This is a genomic window from Pseudarthrobacter sp. MDT1-40-2 (genome assembly GCF_059383595.1).
The window spans coordinates 132,273-152,542 of the sequence record NZ_JBWZCL010000005.1 but is presented as its reverse complement, the minus strand read 5'-3'; the positions used below and the strand labels follow the sequence as shown (position 1 = coordinate 152,542).

Below are 20,270 nucleotides of genomic sequence, written 5' to 3'. Positions count from 1 at the left end.
TCACAGGGTTAGTTTCACCAACCGTGCGATCTGCACAGCCTGGAGGCATCCCCATGACCAGTTCCGTTTCCCGTCGAGGCTTTTTGGGTGGCACCGCGGCCACTGGCCTGGGTTTTGCCTTCGCCGGTGCCGGCGCGCTTGACGCCTTTGTCCGCCCCGCCTCCGCCGCAACTCCCACCGCCACCGGTTACGGCCCCTTGGTTTCAGACCCCAAGGGTCTCCTCGCCCTGCCCGAAGGCTTCTCCTACACGCTGATCGCCCGTTCCGGGCAGACCCCCACCGAAGACGGCATGCACCCCAGCGACCCGGACGGCATGGGTGTCTTCGACGGCGGCAATGGCACCTCGATCCTGGTGGCCAACCACGAAAACAGTGGCAGCGAGCCTTTCAAGGTTCCCGCCATCGAGGGCCTCACGTACGATCCCGGAGCCATCGGCGGAACCTCAACAATCGTCGTGGACAAGGCCGGCAACCGCCTGCGTCAGTACACTTCGCTGGCCGGAACGGACAACAACTGCGCCGGCGGCATCACCCCCTGGGGCACCTGGCTTACCTGCGAGGAGACCGAACGCCGCGCCGGCCAGGGCCGCAACACCAAGGACCACGGCTACGTTTTCGAAGTTGACCCGGTGAGCCGCGAAGCCAACATCGGCAAGAGCGCCGTGCCCCTGAAGTACATGGGCCGTTACTCCCACGAGGCAGTGGCCGTGGACCCCGCCACCAACGCCGTGTACCTCACAGAAGATGCCGGAAACCCCAACGGCCTGTACCTCCGCTGGACGCCGCCGCAGGGCTTTGTGGCCGGCAAGGGCAAACTGCGCGAACTGGCCCTGTCCACCGGTGGCGACACTGCCGGTCACTTGCAGGCAATGACCTGCTTCCGCGGCAGCCAGCACATCGCCGACCTCTCCGAAGCCACCCAGGTGGGAACCCGGCTGAAGGTCCAGTGGGTCGATGTTCCGGACCGCGATGCCCGCGAAGTTTCTGTCCGCAAGCAGTTCACCAACGATCAGGTGACCCGCGGCCGCAAGCTTGAAGGCCAGTGGTGGGCCGACGGCGGCGTGTTCTTCGTGAGCAGCTTTGCCCGCCTCACCGACGGCAGCGTCAACGAGCATGACGGCCAGGTGTGGTTCTATGATCCCGCCACCGAAAGCATCACGCTCAAGACCATCTTTGGGGTCAACCCGGATCCGTCCGTTGACACCAACAACTTTGACGGTCCTGACAACATCACGGTCTCAACCCACGGCGGCCTGATCCTGGCTGAAGACGGCAGCGGCATCAGCCACCTGGTGGGCGTCACCTCCCAGGGCAAGGCCTACCCGCTGGCCCGCAACGAATACAACAACAGCGAATTCTGCGGCCCCGCCTTCAGCGCCGACGGCAACACGCTGTTCGTCAACATCCAGTCCCCCGGCTTCACCCTGGCCATCACCGGTCCCTGGGGGCGTCCGAGCAACGCCGCCATCTAGCCCGCATCGCACGGAAACCCCACCTTGGCAACTCCCGGGTGGGGTTTCTGCTTGGTCCTGGTGTCAGGATGCCGCTACGCCTCGCGGCCCCGCCAGAACAGCGCCAGCACAAATACCACGCAACTCAGCCCCAGCATGACCAATACCATGAGCCCCCAGTTGGGCTGACTTACGCCCGAGCCAAAGAGCACGCCCACCAGCACCGTGGCCCCGATCGCGCCAACATAGCGGCAGGTCTGGAAAATTCCGGCGGCCACTCCCCTGTCCTCAGGCCGGGCCGACACAAAGAGCCCCTGGTTCGATGCAGCGCTCACCACCCCATACGGGATGCCGGTGAGGGCAGTGAGGAGCAGCACCAACGGGGGCCAGAAGGAAACAGTCAGCAGGGCCAGCGCAGCGGATGCCAGCCCCAGCCCCAACACACCGGTCAGCAGCACGGGCCGCACGCCAAAGCGGTCGATCATGCGCACCGCCAGCGGCGTGACCACCACAGATGCCGCGGCCAGCGGAAGCATAAAGAAACCCACGACGGCGGGATCGAAACCGCCTGCCTCCTGCAGCAGTTGCGGCAGGCCAAAAAAGGCAAAGTAGTAGACCCCGCTGAACACGGCGAACAGGACATACACCAGCAGCAGCGGGCGGTTCCTGCCCAGCAAGCGCAGGTCCAGGAACGGCGGACTGAACGCCAGCTCACGCCAGGCGAACAGGGCGGCCAGCACCACCGACCCCGCCAGCAGCCCCCAGCGGTAGCCGGGAAGGACATCCAGCATTGCCATCATGGCCAGCAGCAGCGAGCCCACAAACCCGAGGATCCCCGGAATATCCGAGTCCCGCACCAATGCAGACAGCTTCCCGGTCTCCCTTTGCGCGTCGGGTGGCGCCACCCGCCTGACCAGTATCAAGGCGATGATCGCCAGCGGAACGTTGATGGCGAACAGCGCCTGCCAGCCCACCAGGCTGACCAAAATGCCGCCGACGACAGGACCCACCGCAGCTGCCGACGTGTTTGCCATCTGGATCCGGCCCAGCGGACGGGTGGAGCGGGAGCCTGCCAGCCGGCTCAGCTCGGCTACCATCACCACCGCACTGGGAAACGCCGTCGCCGTTCCGAGTGCCATCACCACACGGGCCGTGCAGAGCAGGAAAAAGTTTGGCGAGAAGGGCGCCACGGCACAACTCAGTATGACCAGGACGATGCAGCTGAAGAGGCGCTGCGGGCCGAACCTGTCCGCAAGGCGGCCCATCAGCGGTTGGCCCGCAGCGGAAGCGAGGTAGAAGGCGGTGATCACCCAGGTGACGGCGGCGACGTCGAGCCCGAAATCCGCCCGCAGCACCACCAGTGCCACCGCGAACATCGACGAGTTCAACGGGTTCAGCGCGGTGCCAAGGCTGAGCGCCAGGACAGCCAGGCCGGGACGGGGTCGTGTGCTCACGGGTCCAGTCTGTCGCATTCGGGCCAGAAGGCCGGGAAACCGCCAGCCTTTCCAGGGCATTTTCACAGCGCTAAGTAATCGCACCGCAGGCCGCAGTGAAGTCCCTCAGCGCGCTGCGTTGAGAAGCATCAGCTTCTCGGGGTCTGGGAACGGCACAAAGCCGACCTGCTCGTAAAGACCATGAGCGTCAGGTGTCGATAGCATGACACGCTTGAGGCCTAGCGGCGCCAAGACGTCGACGACGCCGCGAGACAGGAGAAGTCCTATTCCCTTGCCGCGGTACTCCCGATCGACGTATACGTCGCATATCCACGCGAACGTCGCACGATCCGTCACAACTCGTGCGTAACCACACAAGGTGCCTTCGGAATCGAATACGCCGAAGTTGAGCGACCCTTCCGCTGCCTGTTGTACCGTCTGACGGTCACGTCCGTGTGCCCAGTGGGCATCCGACGACAGCCAGTGGTGCACTATGTCGAGATCGATCCGGGACAGGTCCGCGTCGAGCACGACTCTAAAATTGGAATTCATTACAACAGTCTAGAAACGTGTCGAGCTAAGCCCGACTACCGTTCCTCCCACGTACACCCTGTTTTCCGATATTGGCCCTATCCGCTCCCGTCTAGGCCTTCCCCGTCCGCTCGACGTCGGGCTGGCACACTTGGAGACGTGACCGTGCCCTCTAGCGATAACCCACTGCTTCCGGCGTCCTCTGGTGTTATTGAGGTCGCCCGGGCATATGTCGAAGAGCACCATCCTGCTGCCTCAGCGTCCATTCTCGGCGGAAGCGCTGCAGCGGGCACCGCCACATCGACTTCAGATCTCGACATCGCACTTCTATACCCCAGCGGATATTCGAACTATGCCGCCACAACCCGTTTCAGGGAGTGGCTCGTTGAGGCATTTGTGCACACGCCCGAGAGTCTTGAGTTCTGGTATCGCCAGGAAGCGACAGAAAGACGGCCAGTTATCGCTGATCTGTGCGCTCAGGGTGGTTGGGCCCCCGTTAGCAGTCCAGCGCCTATGCGATAGCCAATTGGTTTTCTTGCGTCCAGGTTTCCCAGTAGCGTTTCGGCGTCATGCCGTCCAGGGATCCGTGGGGCCGTTCATGATTGTAGATAGCTTTCCATTCCTCGGCCAAATACTTAGCTTCGGCCATAGTGTCCATGATTTCTCCGGAGAGTTGCTCCCTTCTGAACTGGGCGTTAAAGGATTCGATGAAGCCGTTCTGCCAGGGCGAGCCGGGGTCGATGAACGCAGTGTCCACGCCTGCGGTGTTGCACCACTTGATGAGGGCCGTGGCGGTGAATTCTGGCCCGTTGTCACAACGGAGATAGGTCGGAGCGGTGCCGGTTTCGGCGATAATGTTCTCCAGCACCGCGACTACGTACGAGGCCTTGAACGACCGCCTCGGGATGATGGCCAGCGCTGTTCGGGTGTATTCGTCGATGACGTTGAAGAACCGGATGTGCCGGCCACAGGAGGTCACGTCGGATTGGAAGTCGAAGCTGACCACGTGCATCGGGTACTCGGCTGTGAGGCGTTTCTGTTCCCCGGCGCCGGGCCCTGTGCGTCGCTTCTTCCGCTCCCTGGGTTTACAGACCAGGCCCTCCTCGCGCCAGAGCCGGCACACCCGCTTCCTGTTCAGCGCCTTCGCGATGACCTGCTCGGGGTGTGTCTGCGTGCCATGATTCGTGGATTTCCTCCTGTGTCCATTCTCGGACACGAAACTCACACAAACACTGGACTTCTACCCGCGGACCCAACCAGGCCGACGGGACACGCCGCCTCGACGTGCCCGTCCTATCCCGGCATTGGAATTCGATAGCATCGACATCAAGGAACTGAACGAGAACTTCAATGGGGGACGATGCGTGGTCAATTGATCGGTGCTACTCCAGTTGAAGTACCAATGCCCTATCAGCTTCCTGGCTATGCGGACTACATTAAGGCAACCGCCTCGGACCCCAAGTGCGCCGAGCGACAACGAGTGACACGGTTCCATGCGCGCTGGGCATTTGCACGGGATTTTGAGAGCCTGACCCTTAGCGGGAAGCGTGATTCGCGGACCACCGCTGGCTACGAAGCTCTCCTTCGGGTTACTCTCTCGTACTCCGCGGTGGACCAACTAATCCACATAATTCCAGCCCTGCGAGGCAAGCCACTTCAAGATATGGATTTGGCCGAGAGTCTCAGGGAAGTTCTTGACCTGGATTCCATTAGCTCCGACGAGAACACCTCACGGACTAGCTTTTCCGGAATGCACTCAACGGATGACATTCTCTTCTTTGGGAGAGTGCTTCGTCACATGTTTGCGCATGGCTCAGCTACCCCATGGGGCGTGAAAGTGCAGACTGCTCGGGGAGTGCGGGTCCTTAATGAATTGAGTACTCGAATGCTCGAAGAAGCCGACAGGCAGTTCGAAGACTGGGCCATGCAGCGATGTGCCGATCTAGGTAAGCAGACGGCATGAGCACAGATTCAGGAGTAGAGAACCCTTCCGAGAAGGGACTGCTCGGACCAAGCTGGTTCCCAGGCTTAGGGAGCGGCTGGTCAACCGTTTTCCTGGTAGGTGCGGTCGCAACTGCCAGTCAACTCGCTGCAGTATCGATGGCCGGACTCGAGCTAGCACCTGGGACTCAAACTTGGTCTAGCGGTGGGCTTGTAGCTCTAATTGGCGGCCTGCTTATGTGGAAGTTCGCAAAGACATGGCACGACTTTAGGAAGTGGATCTGGTTACCACTCGTAGTGGTTGCGACCCTGTCATTCCTGGTCGTTGGAGCAACAAATAGTTACGATGTCGAAATTGTCGATCAAGAGGCTCGCGCCGCTACACAGAGTATGCAGCCAACGGGCGCATTCAACGTATTTGAAACAGCCGAACGGATCTGTGAGCCCGGGGACGACTACCTCTATTGCCTCAACGCTCACGTGGCGAGCTACAACTCAGTTTGCGCGAATCAGACACTCTCAATCTTCGGATCCGCAACATGTTCGTCAATGTCCGCATTTATTGAGCAGATGCGAAGCAGCTCCGAAGGGTGCGGCTACGGGTGGTGCACGGTCGATGGAGAAGTGGGCAATTGGGGTTGGCCACACCTTAGGCTCGAAGCAGCGACAGCGATGAAGTCAAATAACGATGCTCAGCCTCGTCGCACCCACACTGAGCACTGCTCATTCGATCTTGGCATCATTCAGGTCGGGACATGCGCTGAGCGTGGTCAGTAGTTCGTATTGGCAAGCCCAGAATCTAACCAAATCAATGAGGCCCTATTGGTTGGCCCCCGTTAGCAGTCCAGTGTCTATGCGATAGCTAATTGGTTTTGCTCGGTCCAGTTGTCCCAGTAGCGTTTCGGCGTCATGCCGTCCAGGGATCCGTGGGGCCGTTCATGATTGTAGATAGCTTTCCATTCGTCGGCCAAATACTTCGCTTCGGCCATGGTGTCCATGATTTCTCCGGCGAGTTGCTCCCTTCTGAATTGGGCGTTAAAGGATTCGATGAAGCCGTTCTGCCAGGGTGATCCGGGGTCGATGAATGCGGTATCGACGCCGGCGGTGTTGCACCACTTGATAAGCGCCGTGGCGGTGAATTCCGGCCCGTTGTCGCAGCGGATGTAGGTCGGTGCGGTGCCGGTTTCGGCGATGATGTTCTCCAGCACCGCGACCACGTCTGTGGCCTTGAACGACCTCCGCGGGATAACCGCCAGCGCTGTTCGGGTGTATTCGTCGATGACGTTGAAAAACCGGATATGCCGGCCGCAGGAGGTCACGTCGGACTGGAAGTCGAAGCTGACCACATGCATCGGATACTCGGCCGTCAGGCGTTTCTGTTCTCCGGCACCGGGGCCGGTGCGGCGCTTCTTCCGGGCCCGCGGCTTGCAGGTCAGACCTTCGTCGCGCCAGAGCCTGCGGATGCGCTTCCGGTTCAGCGCCGCCCCGTCCCACGCCGGCTGGGCCAGCAAGTGCCAGCGGGCCTTCCGCCAGCCCCACGCCGGGTGCTTCACTGCGGTGGCACGCAGCTCCGAGCGGAGCTGCGCCTCTTCGAAGCCCATGTCGGGCTTCTTTTTGCGGAACGCCGACCGGTTCTGCCCCAAGACCTTGCAGGCGAAGCGTTCGGATGCCCCGAACTTCTCCACCGCCATGCGCACGGCACGGCGGCGGGGTTCGGGGCTCAGAATTTTCCCTTCGCCACCTCGTTCAGGATGTCGATGGCCAGTTCCTTCTCCGCCAACAGCCGCTTAAGCCGGGCGTTCTCCTTCTCCAACTCCTTGGTCCGCTTGGACGCCTCGGCGTTCTTCTCCGACCCGTACTGGTTCAGCCATCGGTACCAGGTCGCCTCGGTGACCTGGAGCTCCTTGATAACCTCGACCATCGGGCGGCCCTCCTTGAGCATCTTCTGGCCCTACCGGACCTTGGCGATGACCTGCTCAGGGGTGTGTCTGCGTGCCATGATTCGTGAATTTCCTCCTGTGCCCATTCTCGGACACAAAACTCACACAAACACTGGACTCCTTACCGGGAACCCAACCAAGGGGATCCTCCTCACCGACAACGGCGTCGGGGAGCAATGGCAACTGCGGGCACAAGAACACATGGCCCAGGGCCCAAGGCCCTTGACCGATGACGAACGTGATCTTCGCCGTTACAACCTGAGTGCCCTTATTGACGACGTAGTAGGTAGCCGGAACGGCGCCGAAACCTTCGCCCTGGCATCAGACCTTTTCCGCGACGCGGCCGATCTGCTCCTGCTCGAGGGCGGCAGTTGGCTTGGCGGCGGTAAGTGGAGAATCCGTCGCCTCCTTTTCAACGACAGTGGCCTCGCGACCCGTATACGCACCTGGGCTGAGGGTCCGGCTTGGGAGACCGCGTCTCTCGTTTCACTTGCACGAGAGGTGCTCGACTTGTCCGGTGGCTAAGTTCAGGATGGATTCGTCCGCGGCAAACGCTGAGAGGTGGCGTAGTACCGTGCCTCGTATGATCAAGCCCGAAATTACGATCACAGCGGACCTGGTCCATACCCTGCTGCAGGAGCAGCATCCGGACCTTGCTGGGCTGGCCATCCGTGAAGTAACGGGTGGGTGGGATAACCAGCAGTGGCGCCTTGGGGGCAAGTTGGCTGTGCGTATGCCACGTTCGGAACGTGCCCCGGACCTCCAAGTCAAAGAGCGCCGATGGCTGCCCATTCTGGCTCCGCGCCTGCCGCTTCCGGTTCCGGTTCCTGTACGGCTCGGCGTACCGTCCGCGCTCTTCCCGCAGCCCTGGACTGTCATGACGTGGGTTCCCGGTGAGCCGCTGGATTACACCAGGATCAACCGCGGGAACCACTCGGCCGAGAACCTTGCAGGCTTCCTCAGAGCGCTCCATGTCGAAGCGCCCGTAGAAGCGCCGACCAGTTCGGACCGCGGTGCTCACCCGAAGAGGTGCACCGAGAGCTTTAACCACTTCCTTCGAGCCGTTGCTCCCAGCGGTATCGCCGATGACGTCCGGGCCGTCTGGGCGGATGCCGTTACGGCGCCAGAGTGGGAGGGCCCGTCCGTGTGGGTGCATGGTGATCTTCATCCCGCGAACGTCGTCGTCACGGACGGCACTCTTTCGGGTGTTATCGACTTTGGTGACCTGTTCGCCGGTGATCCTGCATGGGACCTGGCAGCGGCGTGGGTGGTCCTTCCTGCCGGTGCCGCCTCACGGTTTTTTGACGTGTACGCGAATGCAGACGAGGCGACAATCCGGCGGGCCCGCGGACTGGCTGCGCTGAAGAGCCTGTTCCTCATGCTGATGGGTCAGAACGGTGACCGGGGCCTTCCGGGTGGCAAGCCGACATGGGGACCCGCAGGACGGGAAGCCCTCGATCGTGTCCTGGATAGTGCATCAAGCAGTGCTGCCGTGCAACCGCCAGCAATTGCTGGGGCCGCCCAGCAACGCAGGACGTAGCGCACAAAAATCGGGTTACCCCCGGGTCTTCAAGCAGTCGGATGGGCGAGCCGTTTTGTTGCTTTCCGCGACGTACCTTGACTCTGCGCTACCGCCTGTTAAGCATTCGCTACGTCCTGTGAACGCCTGCTACCGGATCGGTTGTGGCGCCCCTTGGGCCTCCGTAATCTCGTCTCAACATCCGCCCGGCAAAGGAAATCCTCATGTCAGAACCCTCGAACAAGAGTCAAGAAAACACGCAGGGGTCCACCCGCATAGTCGCCGGCCAGTCCGCTACTCCAAAACGCCCCTTCGGCCTGAAGATCGGCATTGCAGCGGCAGTCATCGCTCTGGTAGGCGGCGGCGCTGCAGTGGCCTACGCCGTCAACAGCGGTGGCACCCCGGCTACAGCCCAGGACGCCGCGCCCGCCAGGAATACGGCAACGGAACTGAGGCTTGGCTACTTTGGCAACATCACCCACGCCCCCGCCCTGGTGGGCGTCAGCCAAGGCTACATCGCTGAGGAGTTGAGCGGCACCAAGCTCACCACCCAAGTGTTCAACGCCGGCCCAGCCGCCATCGAGGCGCTTAACGCCGGGGCGATCGACGCCACGTACATCGGCCCCAACCCGGCAATCAACTCATTCGTTAAAAGCGGCGGCGAGTCCTTGAACATCATCGCCGGTGCTGCCGCCGGCGGGGCACAGCTGGTGGTGAAGCCGGAGATCAACTCCGCCGCCGACCTCAAAGGCAAGACCCTTGCCTCCCCGCAGCTGGGCGGCACGCAGGACGTTGCCCTCCGCGCCTGGCTGGCATCCCAGGGCTACAAAACCAACGTGAACGGCAGCGGCGATGTCGCCATCAACCCCACCGAAAACGCACAAACGCTGAAGCTGTTCCAGGACGGAAAACTGGACGGAGCATGGTTGCCTGAGCCGTGGGCCTCCCGACTGGTGTTGACCGCCGGGGCGAAGGTGCTGGTGGATGAGAAGGACCTGTGGGACGGCTCACTGTCCGGCAAGCCAGGTGAGTTCCCCACCACCATCCTGATCGTGAGCAAGAAATTCGCCACAGACCATCCGGACACCGTGAAGGCACTGCTGAAGGGCCATGTGAAGTCGGTGGAGTGGCTGAACAAGACAGCCAACGACGAAAAGGCTTCTGTCCTTAACGCTGCCCTGAAGGAAGCTGCGGGGGCAGAGCTGAAGGCGGACGTGATCGACCGCTCCCTGAAGAACATCGTGTTCACCGTGGATCCGCTGGCCGGAACCTACCAGAAGCTTCTGGATGACGGCGTGGCGGCGGGTACCACCAAGCAGGCCGACATCAACGGCATCTTCGATCTTGCCGCGCTCAACGGCATAACCGGCGACAAGATCTCAACGGCTGGGCTCGGCAGGGAGTAGCCACGGTCCAGCCGCACCTTCCGCTGAAGGACTGGAAAGGTGCGGCTGCGCCATGGGGTGGGTCAGGCGCTGTGCAGGGCGGACTCCAGGAACTGCAGGTGGTCCGGGGTCACGGCAGCCAAAGAGGCGGCGTACTCATGGTGCCTGCCCACGAACTTCTTGATGAACGGGCACACCGGAACAATCCCGACGCCGTCACTCACTGTTGCGTCAAGCGCTCCCCTGGCGAGGGTGACGCCAAGGCCCTGCCCGCCGTATTCGTCGTTGACCACGGTGTGGTAAAAAATCCGCTGCGGCGAGCCGTTGTGTGCGTACTCCCGGTAAGCGGCCTTCCCGATGACCTTGCCGCCGTCGAGCAGTTCAAAACGCTGGCGTGCTGGATTGTGGCTAACAGTGATCTCGCCCATAGCTCTCCTTCGGTAGGTGTTCCCTGCCAGTTTGCCTCATCCCTTCCTCCGGGTGCGGTAGGCGGACAGGACCCGCCCCGCGCTAGGCTGGTCATCACGGCTGAAGCCACCGGCCGCCAGAACGATCCTTGCGGAGCCGTAACAATGTCCCAGAACCAGGCCCTTGCCGCCCTCGCCGCTTCCTTTTTCAAACTCCCCGAGCTACGCGACGGCCAGCTCGCCGGCATGGCGGCGCTGGCTGACGGACGCGACGTGCTGGCCGTCATGCCCACCGGCTACGGCAAATCCGCGATCTACCAGGTGGCCGCGCTGCGCCTCCACCAGCAAACGCAACGCCCCGCCGTCGTGGTTTCACCCCTCATCTCCCTGCAGGAGGACCAGCTGGACTGGTTGGCGCAGGACCTTGGCCAAGATGCCGCCGTCGCCGTCAATTCCTCCCGCAGCGATTCGGAGGTGGCGGCGGCGTGGAAGGCCGTGGAGGACGGGGTGGCTGCCTTTCTGTTCCTGGCGCCGGAGCAGTTGGCCAAACCGGAAACAGTGGAGCGTCTATCCGGCTTGGATATTGCACTGCTCGTGGTGGATGAGGCCCATTGCGTCTCCTCGTGGGGCCACGATTTCCGTCCGGACTACCTCACACTGGGCAACGTCCGCGAGCGGTTGGGCAACCCTCCCGTGGCCGCGCTCACCGCAACAGCCTCACCTCCGGTCCGGGAGGAAATCGCGGGACGGCTTGGCATGCGGGACCCGCTGGTACTGGTCAAGGGCTTCGACCGGCCAAACATCCGGCTGGAAGTGGTCCGCCATGAAGCCGACAAGGCGAAGATCCGGGCAGTGGTGGAACACGTGACGGAACTGGCCCAGGGCGGAACGGCTGGAAAGAAGGCCGGCAGCGGCTTGCTATACGCCGCCACCCGCAAGGACACAGAGCAGTATGCGGCCAGCCTCGCGGACAAAGGACTGCGCACGGACGCCTACCATGCAGGCCGGAAGGCGGCTGACCGCGAGCGCATCCACGGCGACTTCATGGACGGTGCGCTGGACGTTGTGGTTGCCACCACGGCATTCGGCATGGGGATCGACAAGCCGGACGTGCGCTTCGTAGTCCACGCGGATATCCCGGAGTCGCTGGATGCCTACTACCAGGAGGTCGGGCGGTCCGGCCGCGACAGCAGCCCTGCCTCCGCGGTACTCCACTACCGCCCGGAGGACCTGGGCCTGCGGAAGTTTTTCGGCACCCACAAGCCGAACGAAAAATCGCTGCTGGCCGTGCTGGAGGTGCTCCACCACGCTGATGGCCCGGTCTCCAAGGCTTCGCTGGCCACCACCACCGGTTTTCCGGCCCGTCGCATCACGGGGCTGCTGAACCAGCTTTCGGAGATCGGCGCGCTCAAGAGCGGGAAGCGCGGAGTCAAGCTCATCTCCAAGGCAAAGCTGCCCGCCCTGGTAAGTGCCGCCGTCGAACTTGCCGAAGCCAGGCAGCGGGTGGACCAGTCCCGGATCACCATGATGCGCGGGTACGCGGAGACGGACGGCTGCCGCCGGCAGTTCCTGCTGGGCTACTTCGGCGAGGACCTGCCGGAGCCGTGCGGCAACTGCGATTCCTGCGAGGAGGAAGCTGCCCGCCGCTCGCTGGAGGCGGATAACAACGACGGCGGCGCTTCCGCTGGCGCGCAGGGTTCTCCTGAGGGAGCAGAACAGTTCCCGCTGCAGTCCGGCGTGGTCCATAAGGAGTGGGGCCCGGGGCTGGTGATGCGGCACGAGGACGGTGTCATCACAGTCCTTTTCGAGCAGGAGGGCTACAAGACGCTATCGCTGACGTCTGTAGTGGACGGCGGCCTGCTCAAGCCAGCTTAGGTAGGCTGGAGGAAGTCTCCGAAGAAAGGCTGCAGCATGGAAGTATCTCCTCTTGTCTGGACCCTGACAATTATTGGAATCGTCGGCCTGCTGGCCTTCGATTTCTTTTTCCACGTACGCAAGGCACACACGCCTACGCTCAAGGAATCCACCATCTGGTCGGCCATTTACGTCGGCATTGCGCTGCTCTTCGGCGTCGGCGTGCTGGTATTTGGCGGGCCCACCATGGGCACCGAATACTTTGCCGGTTACGTCACGGAGAAGGCGTTGTCCGTGGACAACCTCTTTGTGTTCCTGATCATCATGTCCAGCTTCCGGGTGCCGCGCGCGGACCAGCAGAAAGTGCTGCTTTTCGGCATTGTGTTCTCCCTGATAGCGCGCACGGCTTTCATCTTCCTGGGCGCCGCCCTGATCAACAGCTTCTCCTGGATCTTCTATCTTTTCGGCCTGATCCTGCTGCTGACCGCCGGGAACCTGCTCAAACCGGACGACCACGACAAAGACGCCGAAGGCCTCATGGTGCGCCTGGCCAAGAAGTTCCTGCCGGCGTCGGATCACTTCGACGGCGACAAGCTGTTCACAGTAGTGGACGGCAAGAAGGTCCTCACCCCGATGCTCCTGGTGATGGTCGCGATCGGCGGCACGGACATCCTCTTTGCGCTGGATTCCATTCCCGCCATCTTCGGGCTGACGCAGAACGTGTTCATCGTGTTCACCGCCACGGCCTTCTCCCTGATGGGCCTTCGTCAGCTGTTTTTCCTGATTGACGGCCTGCTGGACCGCCTCATCTTCCTCTCCTACGGACTGGCCGTCATTCTGGGCTTCATCGGCGTCAAGCTGATCCTGCACGCCCTGCATGAGAACACCCTGCCTTTCATCAACGACGGCGAGCACGTCAACGTGGTGGAAGTCAGCACCGAAATGTCCTTGAGCGTCATCCTTGGCGTCCTCCTGGTTACCGTCCTGGCGTCCCTCTTCAGCAACAAGGGCAAGGCCAAGAACGCCGTTTCCGCTGCCAGGATGCACGCCATCGACTACCTGGACCTGAACTACGAAACGGACATGGCCGAGCGGGACAAGATCTTCGCCAAGATGTGCCGCGAGGAAGCACAGATCCGGGCACTGCCGGAAAAGTACCGGCGGCTGATCCGCAACGAGCAGGAGTTCCTGGACCTGCTCCGCCGAGCACACGCGGAGCACGACCGGGCTCAGGTGCGAGCAGCCGGACACGGCTGACGCTGCATCTTGCACCTGCGGCCGCCACACATTGTCAGAGCTGCTTGCTAGATTCTTTGGAGTAGCTGCATGACGCCTTTATGGCGCATCCGGCATCAGGCTCTTGATGGGGAGGCCCTGTGTTTTTGCTCGAATCCGCCGTCGCCGGCGGGCCGGAAGATCTGGTGTTTTCCGCCAGCGATCTGGTGGCCGCGGCGGATTGTGAGTACCGCGCGCTCCGCATCCTCGACGAGAAGCTCGGCCGCGCCCCCAAGGCCGAATTCCCCGTGGACCCCATGCAGGAACGCGCCGGGCGGCTCGGGGACAAGCATGAGAACACGGTGCTCGATTCCCTGATTGAACGCTACGGGCGCTGGGATCCGTCGCGTTCGGGAGGCGTCTACCTTATTGACCGGGACGCCAACACCCGCGAGTCCCTGCTGGCAAAGCACGCGGAAACGGAGCAGGCACTGCGTTCCGGAGCGGACGTCGTCTTCCAGGCTACGTTCTTTGACGGCGAGTTTCTGGGCTACGCCGATTTTCTGGTCAATGAGCACGCAGGCACCCCGGAAGCGGGCCGGTACGAAGTGTGGGACACCAAACTGGCCCGGCACGCCAAGGTAGGGGCACTGCTGCAGCTGGCCGCTTACGGAGACCAACTGCTGGCCATGGGGCTGGAACCATCACCCGTGGTCACCCTGGTGCTGGGCACCCGGGTGGGTACTGATTGGCTCCGCAGCCACCACTCCCTTCCGGACCTGTTGCCCGTATTCCGCGAACGACGCCGGCGCTTCCGCCAGCTGACCAGCGTCCACCGGGACACGGGTGCCGTCGTGCAATGGCAGCAGCCTGGGCTGGTTCACTGCGGCAGGTGCGATTACTGCGCGGAACAGGTCCGGCTTCACCGGGACCTGCTGATGGTGGCCGGCATGTCCCTGGTGCAGCGCAAGAAACTCCTGGCCGCAGGCATCGGCACTATTGATGCGCTGGCCGAACTGCCGTCTTCAGAAGCCACGGGTCCGCTCACCAAATTTCGGGATCAGGCCCGCATGCAGCTGGGGCTGGATCAGCCGCATGGTTCCCGGACCTTCACCCGGGACGGCGAGGAGCACCAGGTGGCCTTCAAGGTGCTGGAGGAGAACACCTTGGACCAGATCCCGCCGCCCAGCCCGGGAGACATCTTCTTCGACTTCGAAGGAGATCCGCTCTGGCAGGATCCAGCCACCGGCAAGTGGGGCATCGAGTACCTGTTCGGCGTAATCGAGGCTCCTACGCCCGGCAGCACCGCTCCCCCGGTTTTCAAGCCGTTCTGGGCGCACTCCCTGTCCGGCGAGCGCCAGACGTTCCTGGACTTCCTGGCGTACGTGGAAGAACGCCGCGCCCGCTTCCCGGACATGCACGTTTATCACTACGCCGCCTATGAAAAATCCGCCCTGCGCAAGCTCTCCCTGGCCCATCTGGCGGGCGAGGAAACAGTCGATACGTGGCTGCGTCAAGGCCTGCTGGTTGATCTTTACGCCGTGGTCCGGCAATCCCTGCGCATCTCCGAGGCCTCGTACTCCATCAAAAAACTCGAGCCGCTGTATATGGGCAGCAACCTGCGCTCCGGGGACGTCAAAGACGCCGGCGCCTCCGTCGTGGCCTACGCCGCCTACTGCGCAGCACGCGATTCCGGGGATACCGCCGAAGCACATCGAATCCTCGAATCGATCTCCGACTACAACGAATACGACTGTCTCTCCACGCTTCGGCTCCGCGGCTGGTTGCTGGGGTTGCGGAACCTGGAGGTAAAGCACGACGGCGGTGCCTTCGTGGGGAGCGCTATAGAAGTTGGGAGCGAAGAGGCGGCGTCCGGGCAGGTTCCTCCTGTCACAGTGGCGCCTCCGGCGGGAATCCTACAGGTGGACCCCGACGCCACTGCCGAGGAGATCAGGTTGCGGGAGTACCTGGCCAGGCTTCCGGATGACCGTCCGTGGTGCGATGATGAACGCGCCATTGCCATGGTGGCCGCCGCTACCGGGTACCACCGTCGCGAACGCAAGCAGTTCTGGTGGGAGCACTTCGACAGGACTGGGGCGGAGCTGGACAGGTGGTCCGATCACCGGAACGTGTTTGTCGTGGAATCCGCGGAGGTTGCCCGGGACTGGGCGTTGGCCAAACCCGGCGAGCGGATGAGAACCCGTACCCTGCGCCTGCTGGGCAGCATGACCGAGGGCTCGGACTTTAAGGCAGGGTCCACCTGGTGCCGGCTCTACGACCCGCCGGGGCCTGTTGGAATGTCTGCATCCGACTCGGACCCACTGGCGCGTTCCTACAGTTTCGGCACGGCCATCACGGCCCTGGAAGCTTCCACAGACCAGGCGGGCAAATGGCTGGTCACCATTGCCGAGCGGGAGAGCAAAAAAGTCCCGGCCTACCATCACGTTCCCATGGCCCTCACTGACGACCAACCGCTGGCAACGGCCAGCATCGAGGCCGCCCTGAAGGAACTGGCACAACTGGTGGGTTCCATGGTGCCGTCGCTGCCGGAACATCCCGGCCTCGACATCCTGCGTAAGGTTCCGCCCCGTTTCCACACCTTCTCCGGCCCGGCACCAGTACCAGTTACCAACAGCGGAGCCGACTACGCGTCCGCGATCGCCGCATCCCTGCAGGACCTTGACCGCTCCTACCTCGCCGTTCAAGGCCCGCCAGGCACCGGCAAGACGTTCGTTGGCGCTCATGTCATTGGCAACCTGGTGGCTTTGGGCTGGAAAATCGGCGTGGTGGGCCAGTCGCACAACGTAGTGGAGAACCTGATGTGCCGTGCCATCGATACCGGTGGCGTGGATCCGGATGTGGTGGCGAAGAGGCCCGGCATTGAGCACAAGGTGCCCTGGCAGAGGACTGCGGACGCCGACGTCGCTGCCTTGATCGATTCCCCAGGAGGTTGCCTGGTTGGCGGAACAGCGTGGACCATGACGGGCCGCCATGTTCCGGCCGGTTCCCTGGATCTCCTGGTGATCGACGAAGCCGGGCAGTTCTCCCTGGCCAACACGCTGGCAGTATCCCGGGCGGCCAAACGCCTGCTCCTCTTGGGCGATCCGCAGCAGCTCCCGCAGGTGACCCAGGGCTCACATCCGGAGCCGGTGGATGAATCAGCCCTGGGCTGGCTCGCGGCCGGCCACGCTACCCTGCCCTCAGAGCTGGGCTATTTCCTGGCCGACAGCTGGCGGATGCATCCTGATCTATGCCGCGCCGTGTCAGTCCTCAGCTATGAAGGGCGGCTAAGTTCTGCGCCCGCGGCCTCCCGGCGCAGCCTCGAGGAGCTGCCGCCCGGCGTCGAAACCGTTTTTGTCCAGCACTTTGGCAACACCACGCACTCGGAAGAGGAGGCTGTGGAGGTGCTCCATCAGGCCAAACGGCACTTGGGGCTGAAGTGGAATCCGGGGGACGGTGAGTCCCTGCGCGCTTTGTCCGGGCAGGACATTCTGGTAGTGGCCGCTTACAACGCGCAGGTCCAGCTGATACGCCGTGCGCTGGACAAAGCAGGCTTGAGCGAAATCCGGGTGGGCACCGTAGACAAGTTCCAGGGCCAGGAGGCCCCGGTGGTCCTGGTGTCCATGGCGTGTTCGGCCGTTGCCGAGGCACCCCGCGGCGCCGCATTCCTGTTGAACCGCAACCGGATTAACGTGGCCGTCTCCCGGGGGCAGTGGCGGGCAGTCGTGATCCGCTCCCCCGAATTGACGAACTACATGCCGCACCGGCCAGAGGCCCTGGAAGAACTGGGAGCCTTCCTGGGCCTCAGCCCCAGCACCTAGCGGGCGACGGTGCTGCGGGCTCAGCGGGAGCCGAAACCCTGGAAGCCACCCAGGGCTGCCGACAGATGGTCTTCAACACGCTCCACCCGGCCCGGCGCATCGCCGGATCGGAGCCAGGCCAAAAGTTCGAGCACCCGATCTTCCGATCCTTCCGCCGTGATAGCCACCGAACCGTCGTCAAGGTTTTCCGCAAGCCCGGCCAGGCCCAGCTTCTCAGCAGTGCGTGCTGTCTGGTAGCGGAAGCCCACGCCTTGAACCATGCCGAACACGCGGGCAGTCAGCCGGACGCTGTCTGCTGGCTCCATGGAAGCCACCCCTCAACTGTTGATGGTGATGTCCCGCGTGCGGTGGTCGTACCTGATGGTCAGCGGGCCGCCGGAATGGTGAATCTCGTGGTTGGGGCCGTCGAACGTGCCGAACGCGCCGTAGTTCTCATCCCAGGACCGGTTCAACGCGATCTTGAAGCTGTAGAAGCCCGCAGGGAGCTCGGCCGTCATCTTCCACAGCTGGTCCAGGGCATCGAAGCTGAGCTGGGTTTCGTCGTATTGCGGTGCCCAATTCTCCCGGGCGCCCAGCAGGGTGTTGAAGTCCCCGGCCACTGCCACGGCCTCGGGCTGCGGGAAACTTTCGACGGCGGAGGCCACCGTTGCCGCCGGCTGCTCCATTTCGGGCGTGCTGCCGTTCGTTGCTGCTGCCGACTCAGCGGCCTTGGCCTTCCGGGAACGAACAGCCTTGACCACGGGCTTGACCGCATCTTCGATCAGCTGGGCGGCCTTCTGGCCCACGGTGGCATGATCCGTCGCAGGGGCCGCGTCCTTCACCTGGGCCTTGCCTGCTGTCTTCTGCGCAGTTTTTCCTGCGGCTTTTCCTTTTCCTGCTGTTCCTGCCGGAGCCTCCGGGACGGGAGTGCCGGCCGGAACGGGAGTGCCGGCGTCGAGCGCTTCCGCAAAAGAGTCAGCATCGGGGAAGGCTACGGTGGCGCGCATTCCATCTTCGGTGATGGACCAGCCGGAACGGCTCTTGACCAGCCAGCCGGCCTTCACCAGTTTGGCAGTCGCGGCGGTGAGGGTCTTGTGCCCGCGCGGAATGCCGCCGCTGAGCAGTTCGGCCTCGTGCGTGCTAAACGGTACCCGGGCGGTGGCTTCGGCCAGCACCTGGCCGGCGTTCAGCGGGGTTCCTGACCAAACACTTTCGGTCAGGACGTCCAGGACGGACTTCAGGCGGAGGCTGGAATTTTCAACGGTGATCTTGGCCATGGTTCCCCTTGGTTAATGCGGACGGACTCTAAGCAGTTTGCCTGCAGCCCGTTAATTCGTGCGACGCGAACTGATGAACTTTGTGTGTCGTGAACGTCGAGCTGCCGACGCCGGGACGCTCCGGACGGGTGTGCGGAAGGGCCGTTGGCTCGACCCGTGCGTTGCCGTGAAGTATGCCAACGCGCGCATATTCCAAGATTTTACCCAAACCGATGCCACCGAAGTACAAAGCGGGGGGTTTGTGACAGAGGTGTGGCGAGGTCAGGCGTTGAGCTCTGCCAGAAGCTCGGCCTTGCGCTCTTCGGAGGCGAACGAGGAGTGGATGGAGTTCGCGGCCAGCCGGGCCCTGTCGAAGGCCGACAGTCCCAGCACGGCGTCCAGCTGCGTGAAGTTGTCGTCCACATAGCCGCCAAAGTAGGCGGGGTCGTCCGAGTTGACTGAGACATTCAAGCCCGCCGCGATCATGGCCGGCAACGGATGATCAGCCAGCGTGTCCACGGCGCGCAGCCGCACGTTGGAGAGCGGGCAGACCGTGAGCGGGACGCGGGCATCAACCAGCCGTTCCACCAGTTCAGCGTCTTCCATGCAACGGATGCCGTGATCAATCCGATCCACGCCCAGCAGGTCCAGTGCCTCCACGATGTAAGATGCAGGACCCTCTTCGCCGGCATGGGCAGTAAGTCGGAGACCGGCCTGCCGCGCGCGGTCATAGAGGCGGACAAACTTCGACGGCGGATTTCCCACCTCAGCGGAATCAAGGCCGATTGCACCGATGGGGGCGCCCATGGCAAGCAGCGACTCCAGGACCTCGAGCGCTGATTCCTCCGGGAGATCCCGCAGGAAGGCTGCGATCAGCAGGGTGGAAATGCCGAATTCCTCCTCCGAGCGGGCCAGAACCGAAGCTACGCCGTTGATGCACGTTTCCAGGGAAACACCCCGGGACAGGTGTGCCTGTGGATCCATCATGATCTCAGCGTGCCGGACACCGGCAGCTGCTGCACGGGTGAGATAGGCCCTGGTCATGTCAGCGAAGTCCTGCTCGGTCTGCAGGACGGACATATTCGCGTAGTAGAGGTCCAGGAAGGACTGCAGGTCAGTGAATTCATAGCGCTCACGCAAGTGGTCGAGATCCCTGTAGGGCAGCTCCATGCCGTTGCGTCCAGCCAGCTCGAAGATCAGTTCCGGCTCCAGTGTGCCCTCAATGTGCAGGTGCAGTTCGGCGACGGTGAGGGCTGACTGGCTGTGCTCCGTGTTCGTTTCCATCCCCTAAGACTATGCACTCCAGCCAACAAGGTATTTCCCAGCAATCCTTCAGGAATTATCTCGATTTGATAACGGCCATGACATCGCCTATTTTGGTGGGATGCCCGCTCCGGCGGGCGCCTTGAATGCCCGGTGCTGCCACCACCGCAACTGCCCGCCGGCAGCCACCGCACGATGACCTCTATTTACGTCAGAGGGTGGGCGGTTGCGCGAAAACGCCCGGGGACGGGCCGAGCGCTGGTGGCCCTCAGGAG

The 20,270-nt window shown here is 62.8% G+C and carries 15 protein-coding genes and 1 pseudogene; 8 read left to right on the top strand and 8 right to left on the bottom strand.

Going from position 1 to position 20,270, the window contains the following annotated elements:
* Positions 1–53: 53 nt before the first annotated feature.
* The gene (locus AC50X5_RS14665; RefSeq protein WP_494976804.1) at positions 54–1,472 is read left to right on the top strand and encodes an alkaline phosphatase PhoX; all 1,419 of its coding nucleotides are present in this window, start codon (positions 54–56) and stop codon (positions 1,470–1,472) included.
* A 74-nt stretch (positions 1,473–1,546) separates the two neighbouring features.
* Here the strand turns inward: AC50X5_RS14665 and AC50X5_RS14660 are convergent, their stop codons facing one another.
* Positions 1,547–2,923, bottom strand: a complete 1,377-nt coding sequence (locus tag AC50X5_RS14660; RefSeq protein WP_494976803.1) for an MFS transporter — start codon at positions 2,921–2,923, stop codon at positions 1,547–1,549.
* 87 nt (positions 2,924–3,010) lie between these two features.
* Positions 3,011–3,436 (bottom strand): GNAT family N-acetyltransferase, encoded by a 426-nt coding sequence (locus tag AC50X5_RS14655; RefSeq protein WP_494976802.1) that lies wholly within the window; start codon positions 3,434–3,436, stop codon positions 3,011–3,013.
* On the opposite strand from AC50X5_RS14655, the gene AC50X5_RS14650 reads away from it, so the two are divergent.
* On the top strand, positions 3,338–3,937 hold the full coding sequence (locus tag AC50X5_RS14650) for a nucleotidyltransferase domain-containing protein (RefSeq protein WP_494976801.1): 600 nt from the start codon (positions 3,338–3,340) through the stop codon (positions 3,935–3,937). The genes AC50X5_RS14655 and AC50X5_RS14650 overlap by 99 nt on opposite strands.
* Here the strand turns inward: AC50X5_RS14650 and AC50X5_RS14645 are convergent.
* Together AC50X5_RS14645 and AC50X5_RS14640 are read right to left on the bottom strand one after the other, a co-directional pair.
* Positions 3,927–4,553: pseudogene (locus AC50X5_RS14645) on the bottom strand (IS3 family transposase); the annotation flags it as partial. The gene AC50X5_RS14650 and the pseudogene AC50X5_RS14645 sit on opposite strands and share 11 nt — an antisense overlap.
* 1,654 nt (positions 4,554–6,207) lie before the next feature.
* Positions 6,208–7,298, bottom strand: a protein-coding gene (locus tag AC50X5_RS14640; protein WP_494976800.1) for an IS3 family transposase whose coding sequence is annotated in 2 segments (ribosomal slippage) — positions 6,208–7,082 and positions 7,082–7,298 — 1,092 coding nt in all. Because the reading frame shifts where the segments join, the coding sequence is not laid out codon by codon here.
* Between the two features lie 199 nt (positions 7,299–7,497).
* Between AC50X5_RS14640 and AC50X5_RS14635 the strand changes: the two genes are divergently transcribed.
* The 3 genes from AC50X5_RS14635 to AC50X5_RS14625 all read left to right on the top strand — a co-directional run bounded on the left by AC50X5_RS14635 (position 7,498) and on the right by AC50X5_RS14625 (position 10,221).
* The gene (locus AC50X5_RS14635) at positions 7,498–7,821 is read left to right on the top strand and encodes a hypothetical protein (protein WP_494976799.1); all 324 of its coding nucleotides are present in this window, start codon (positions 7,498–7,500) and stop codon (positions 7,819–7,821) included.
* Positions 7,822–7,879: 58 nt separating this feature from the next.
* On the top strand, positions 7,880–8,836 hold the full coding sequence (locus AC50X5_RS14630) for an aminoglycoside phosphotransferase family protein (protein WP_494976798.1): 957 nt from the start codon (positions 7,880–7,882) through the stop codon (positions 8,834–8,836).
* 203 nt (positions 8,837–9,039) lie between these two features.
* Positions 9,040–10,221, top strand: a complete 1,182-nt coding sequence (locus AC50X5_RS14625; RefSeq protein WP_494976797.1) for an ABC transporter substrate-binding protein — start codon at positions 9,040–9,042, stop codon at positions 10,219–10,221.
* A gap of 62 nt (positions 10,222–10,283) precedes the next feature.
* Here the strand turns inward: AC50X5_RS14625 and AC50X5_RS14620 are convergent, their stop codons facing one another.
* Positions 10,284–10,628, bottom strand: a complete 345-nt coding sequence (locus AC50X5_RS14620; protein ID WP_494976796.1) for a GNAT family N-acetyltransferase — start codon at positions 10,626–10,628, stop codon at positions 10,284–10,286.
* A 144-nt stretch (positions 10,629–10,772) separates the two neighbouring features.
* Here AC50X5_RS14620 and AC50X5_RS14615 point away from each other — a divergent pair, with 144 nt between their 5' ends.
* The 3 genes from AC50X5_RS14615 to AC50X5_RS14605 all read left to right on the top strand — a co-directional run bounded on the left by AC50X5_RS14615 (position 10,773) and on the right by AC50X5_RS14605 (position 17,497).
* A complete protein-coding gene (locus tag AC50X5_RS14615; RefSeq protein WP_494976795.1) occupies positions 10,773–12,482 on the top strand; it encodes a RecQ family ATP-dependent DNA helicase in 1,710 nt (569 codons plus the stop codon).
* Between the two features lie 36 nt (positions 12,483–12,518).
* On the top strand, positions 12,519–13,718 hold the full coding sequence (locus AC50X5_RS14610; protein WP_494976794.1) for a TerC family protein: 1,200 nt from the start codon (positions 12,519–12,521) through the stop codon (positions 13,716–13,718).
* A gap of 119 nt (positions 13,719–13,837) precedes the next feature.
* Positions 13,838–17,497: a TM0106 family RecB-like putative nuclease gene (locus AC50X5_RS14605; protein WP_494976793.1), complete on the top strand. Its 3,660-nt coding sequence runs from the start codon at positions 13,838–13,840 to the stop codon at positions 17,495–17,497.
* A 20-nt stretch (positions 17,498–17,517) separates the two neighbouring features.
* Here the strand turns inward: AC50X5_RS14605 and AC50X5_RS14600 are convergent, their stop codons facing one another.
* The 3 genes from AC50X5_RS14600 to AC50X5_RS14590 all read right to left on the bottom strand — a co-directional run bounded on the left by AC50X5_RS14600 (position 17,518) and on the right by AC50X5_RS14590 (position 20,016).
* Positions 17,518–17,802, bottom strand: coding sequence for an acylphosphatase (locus AC50X5_RS14600; protein ID WP_494976881.1), 285 nt, complete (start codon positions 17,800–17,802; stop codon positions 17,518–17,520).
* Between the two features lie 12 nt (positions 17,803–17,814).
* A complete protein-coding gene (locus tag AC50X5_RS14595) occupies positions 17,815–18,753 on the bottom strand; it encodes a pullulanase X25 domain-containing protein (protein ID WP_494976792.1) in 939 nt (312 codons plus the stop codon).
* Positions 18,754–19,014: 261 nt separating this feature from the next.
* Positions 19,015–20,016, bottom strand: coding sequence for an adenosine deaminase (locus AC50X5_RS14590; RefSeq protein ID WP_494976791.1), 1,002 nt, complete (start codon positions 20,014–20,016; stop codon positions 19,015–19,017).
* Positions 20,017–20,270: the final 254 nt, after the last annotated feature.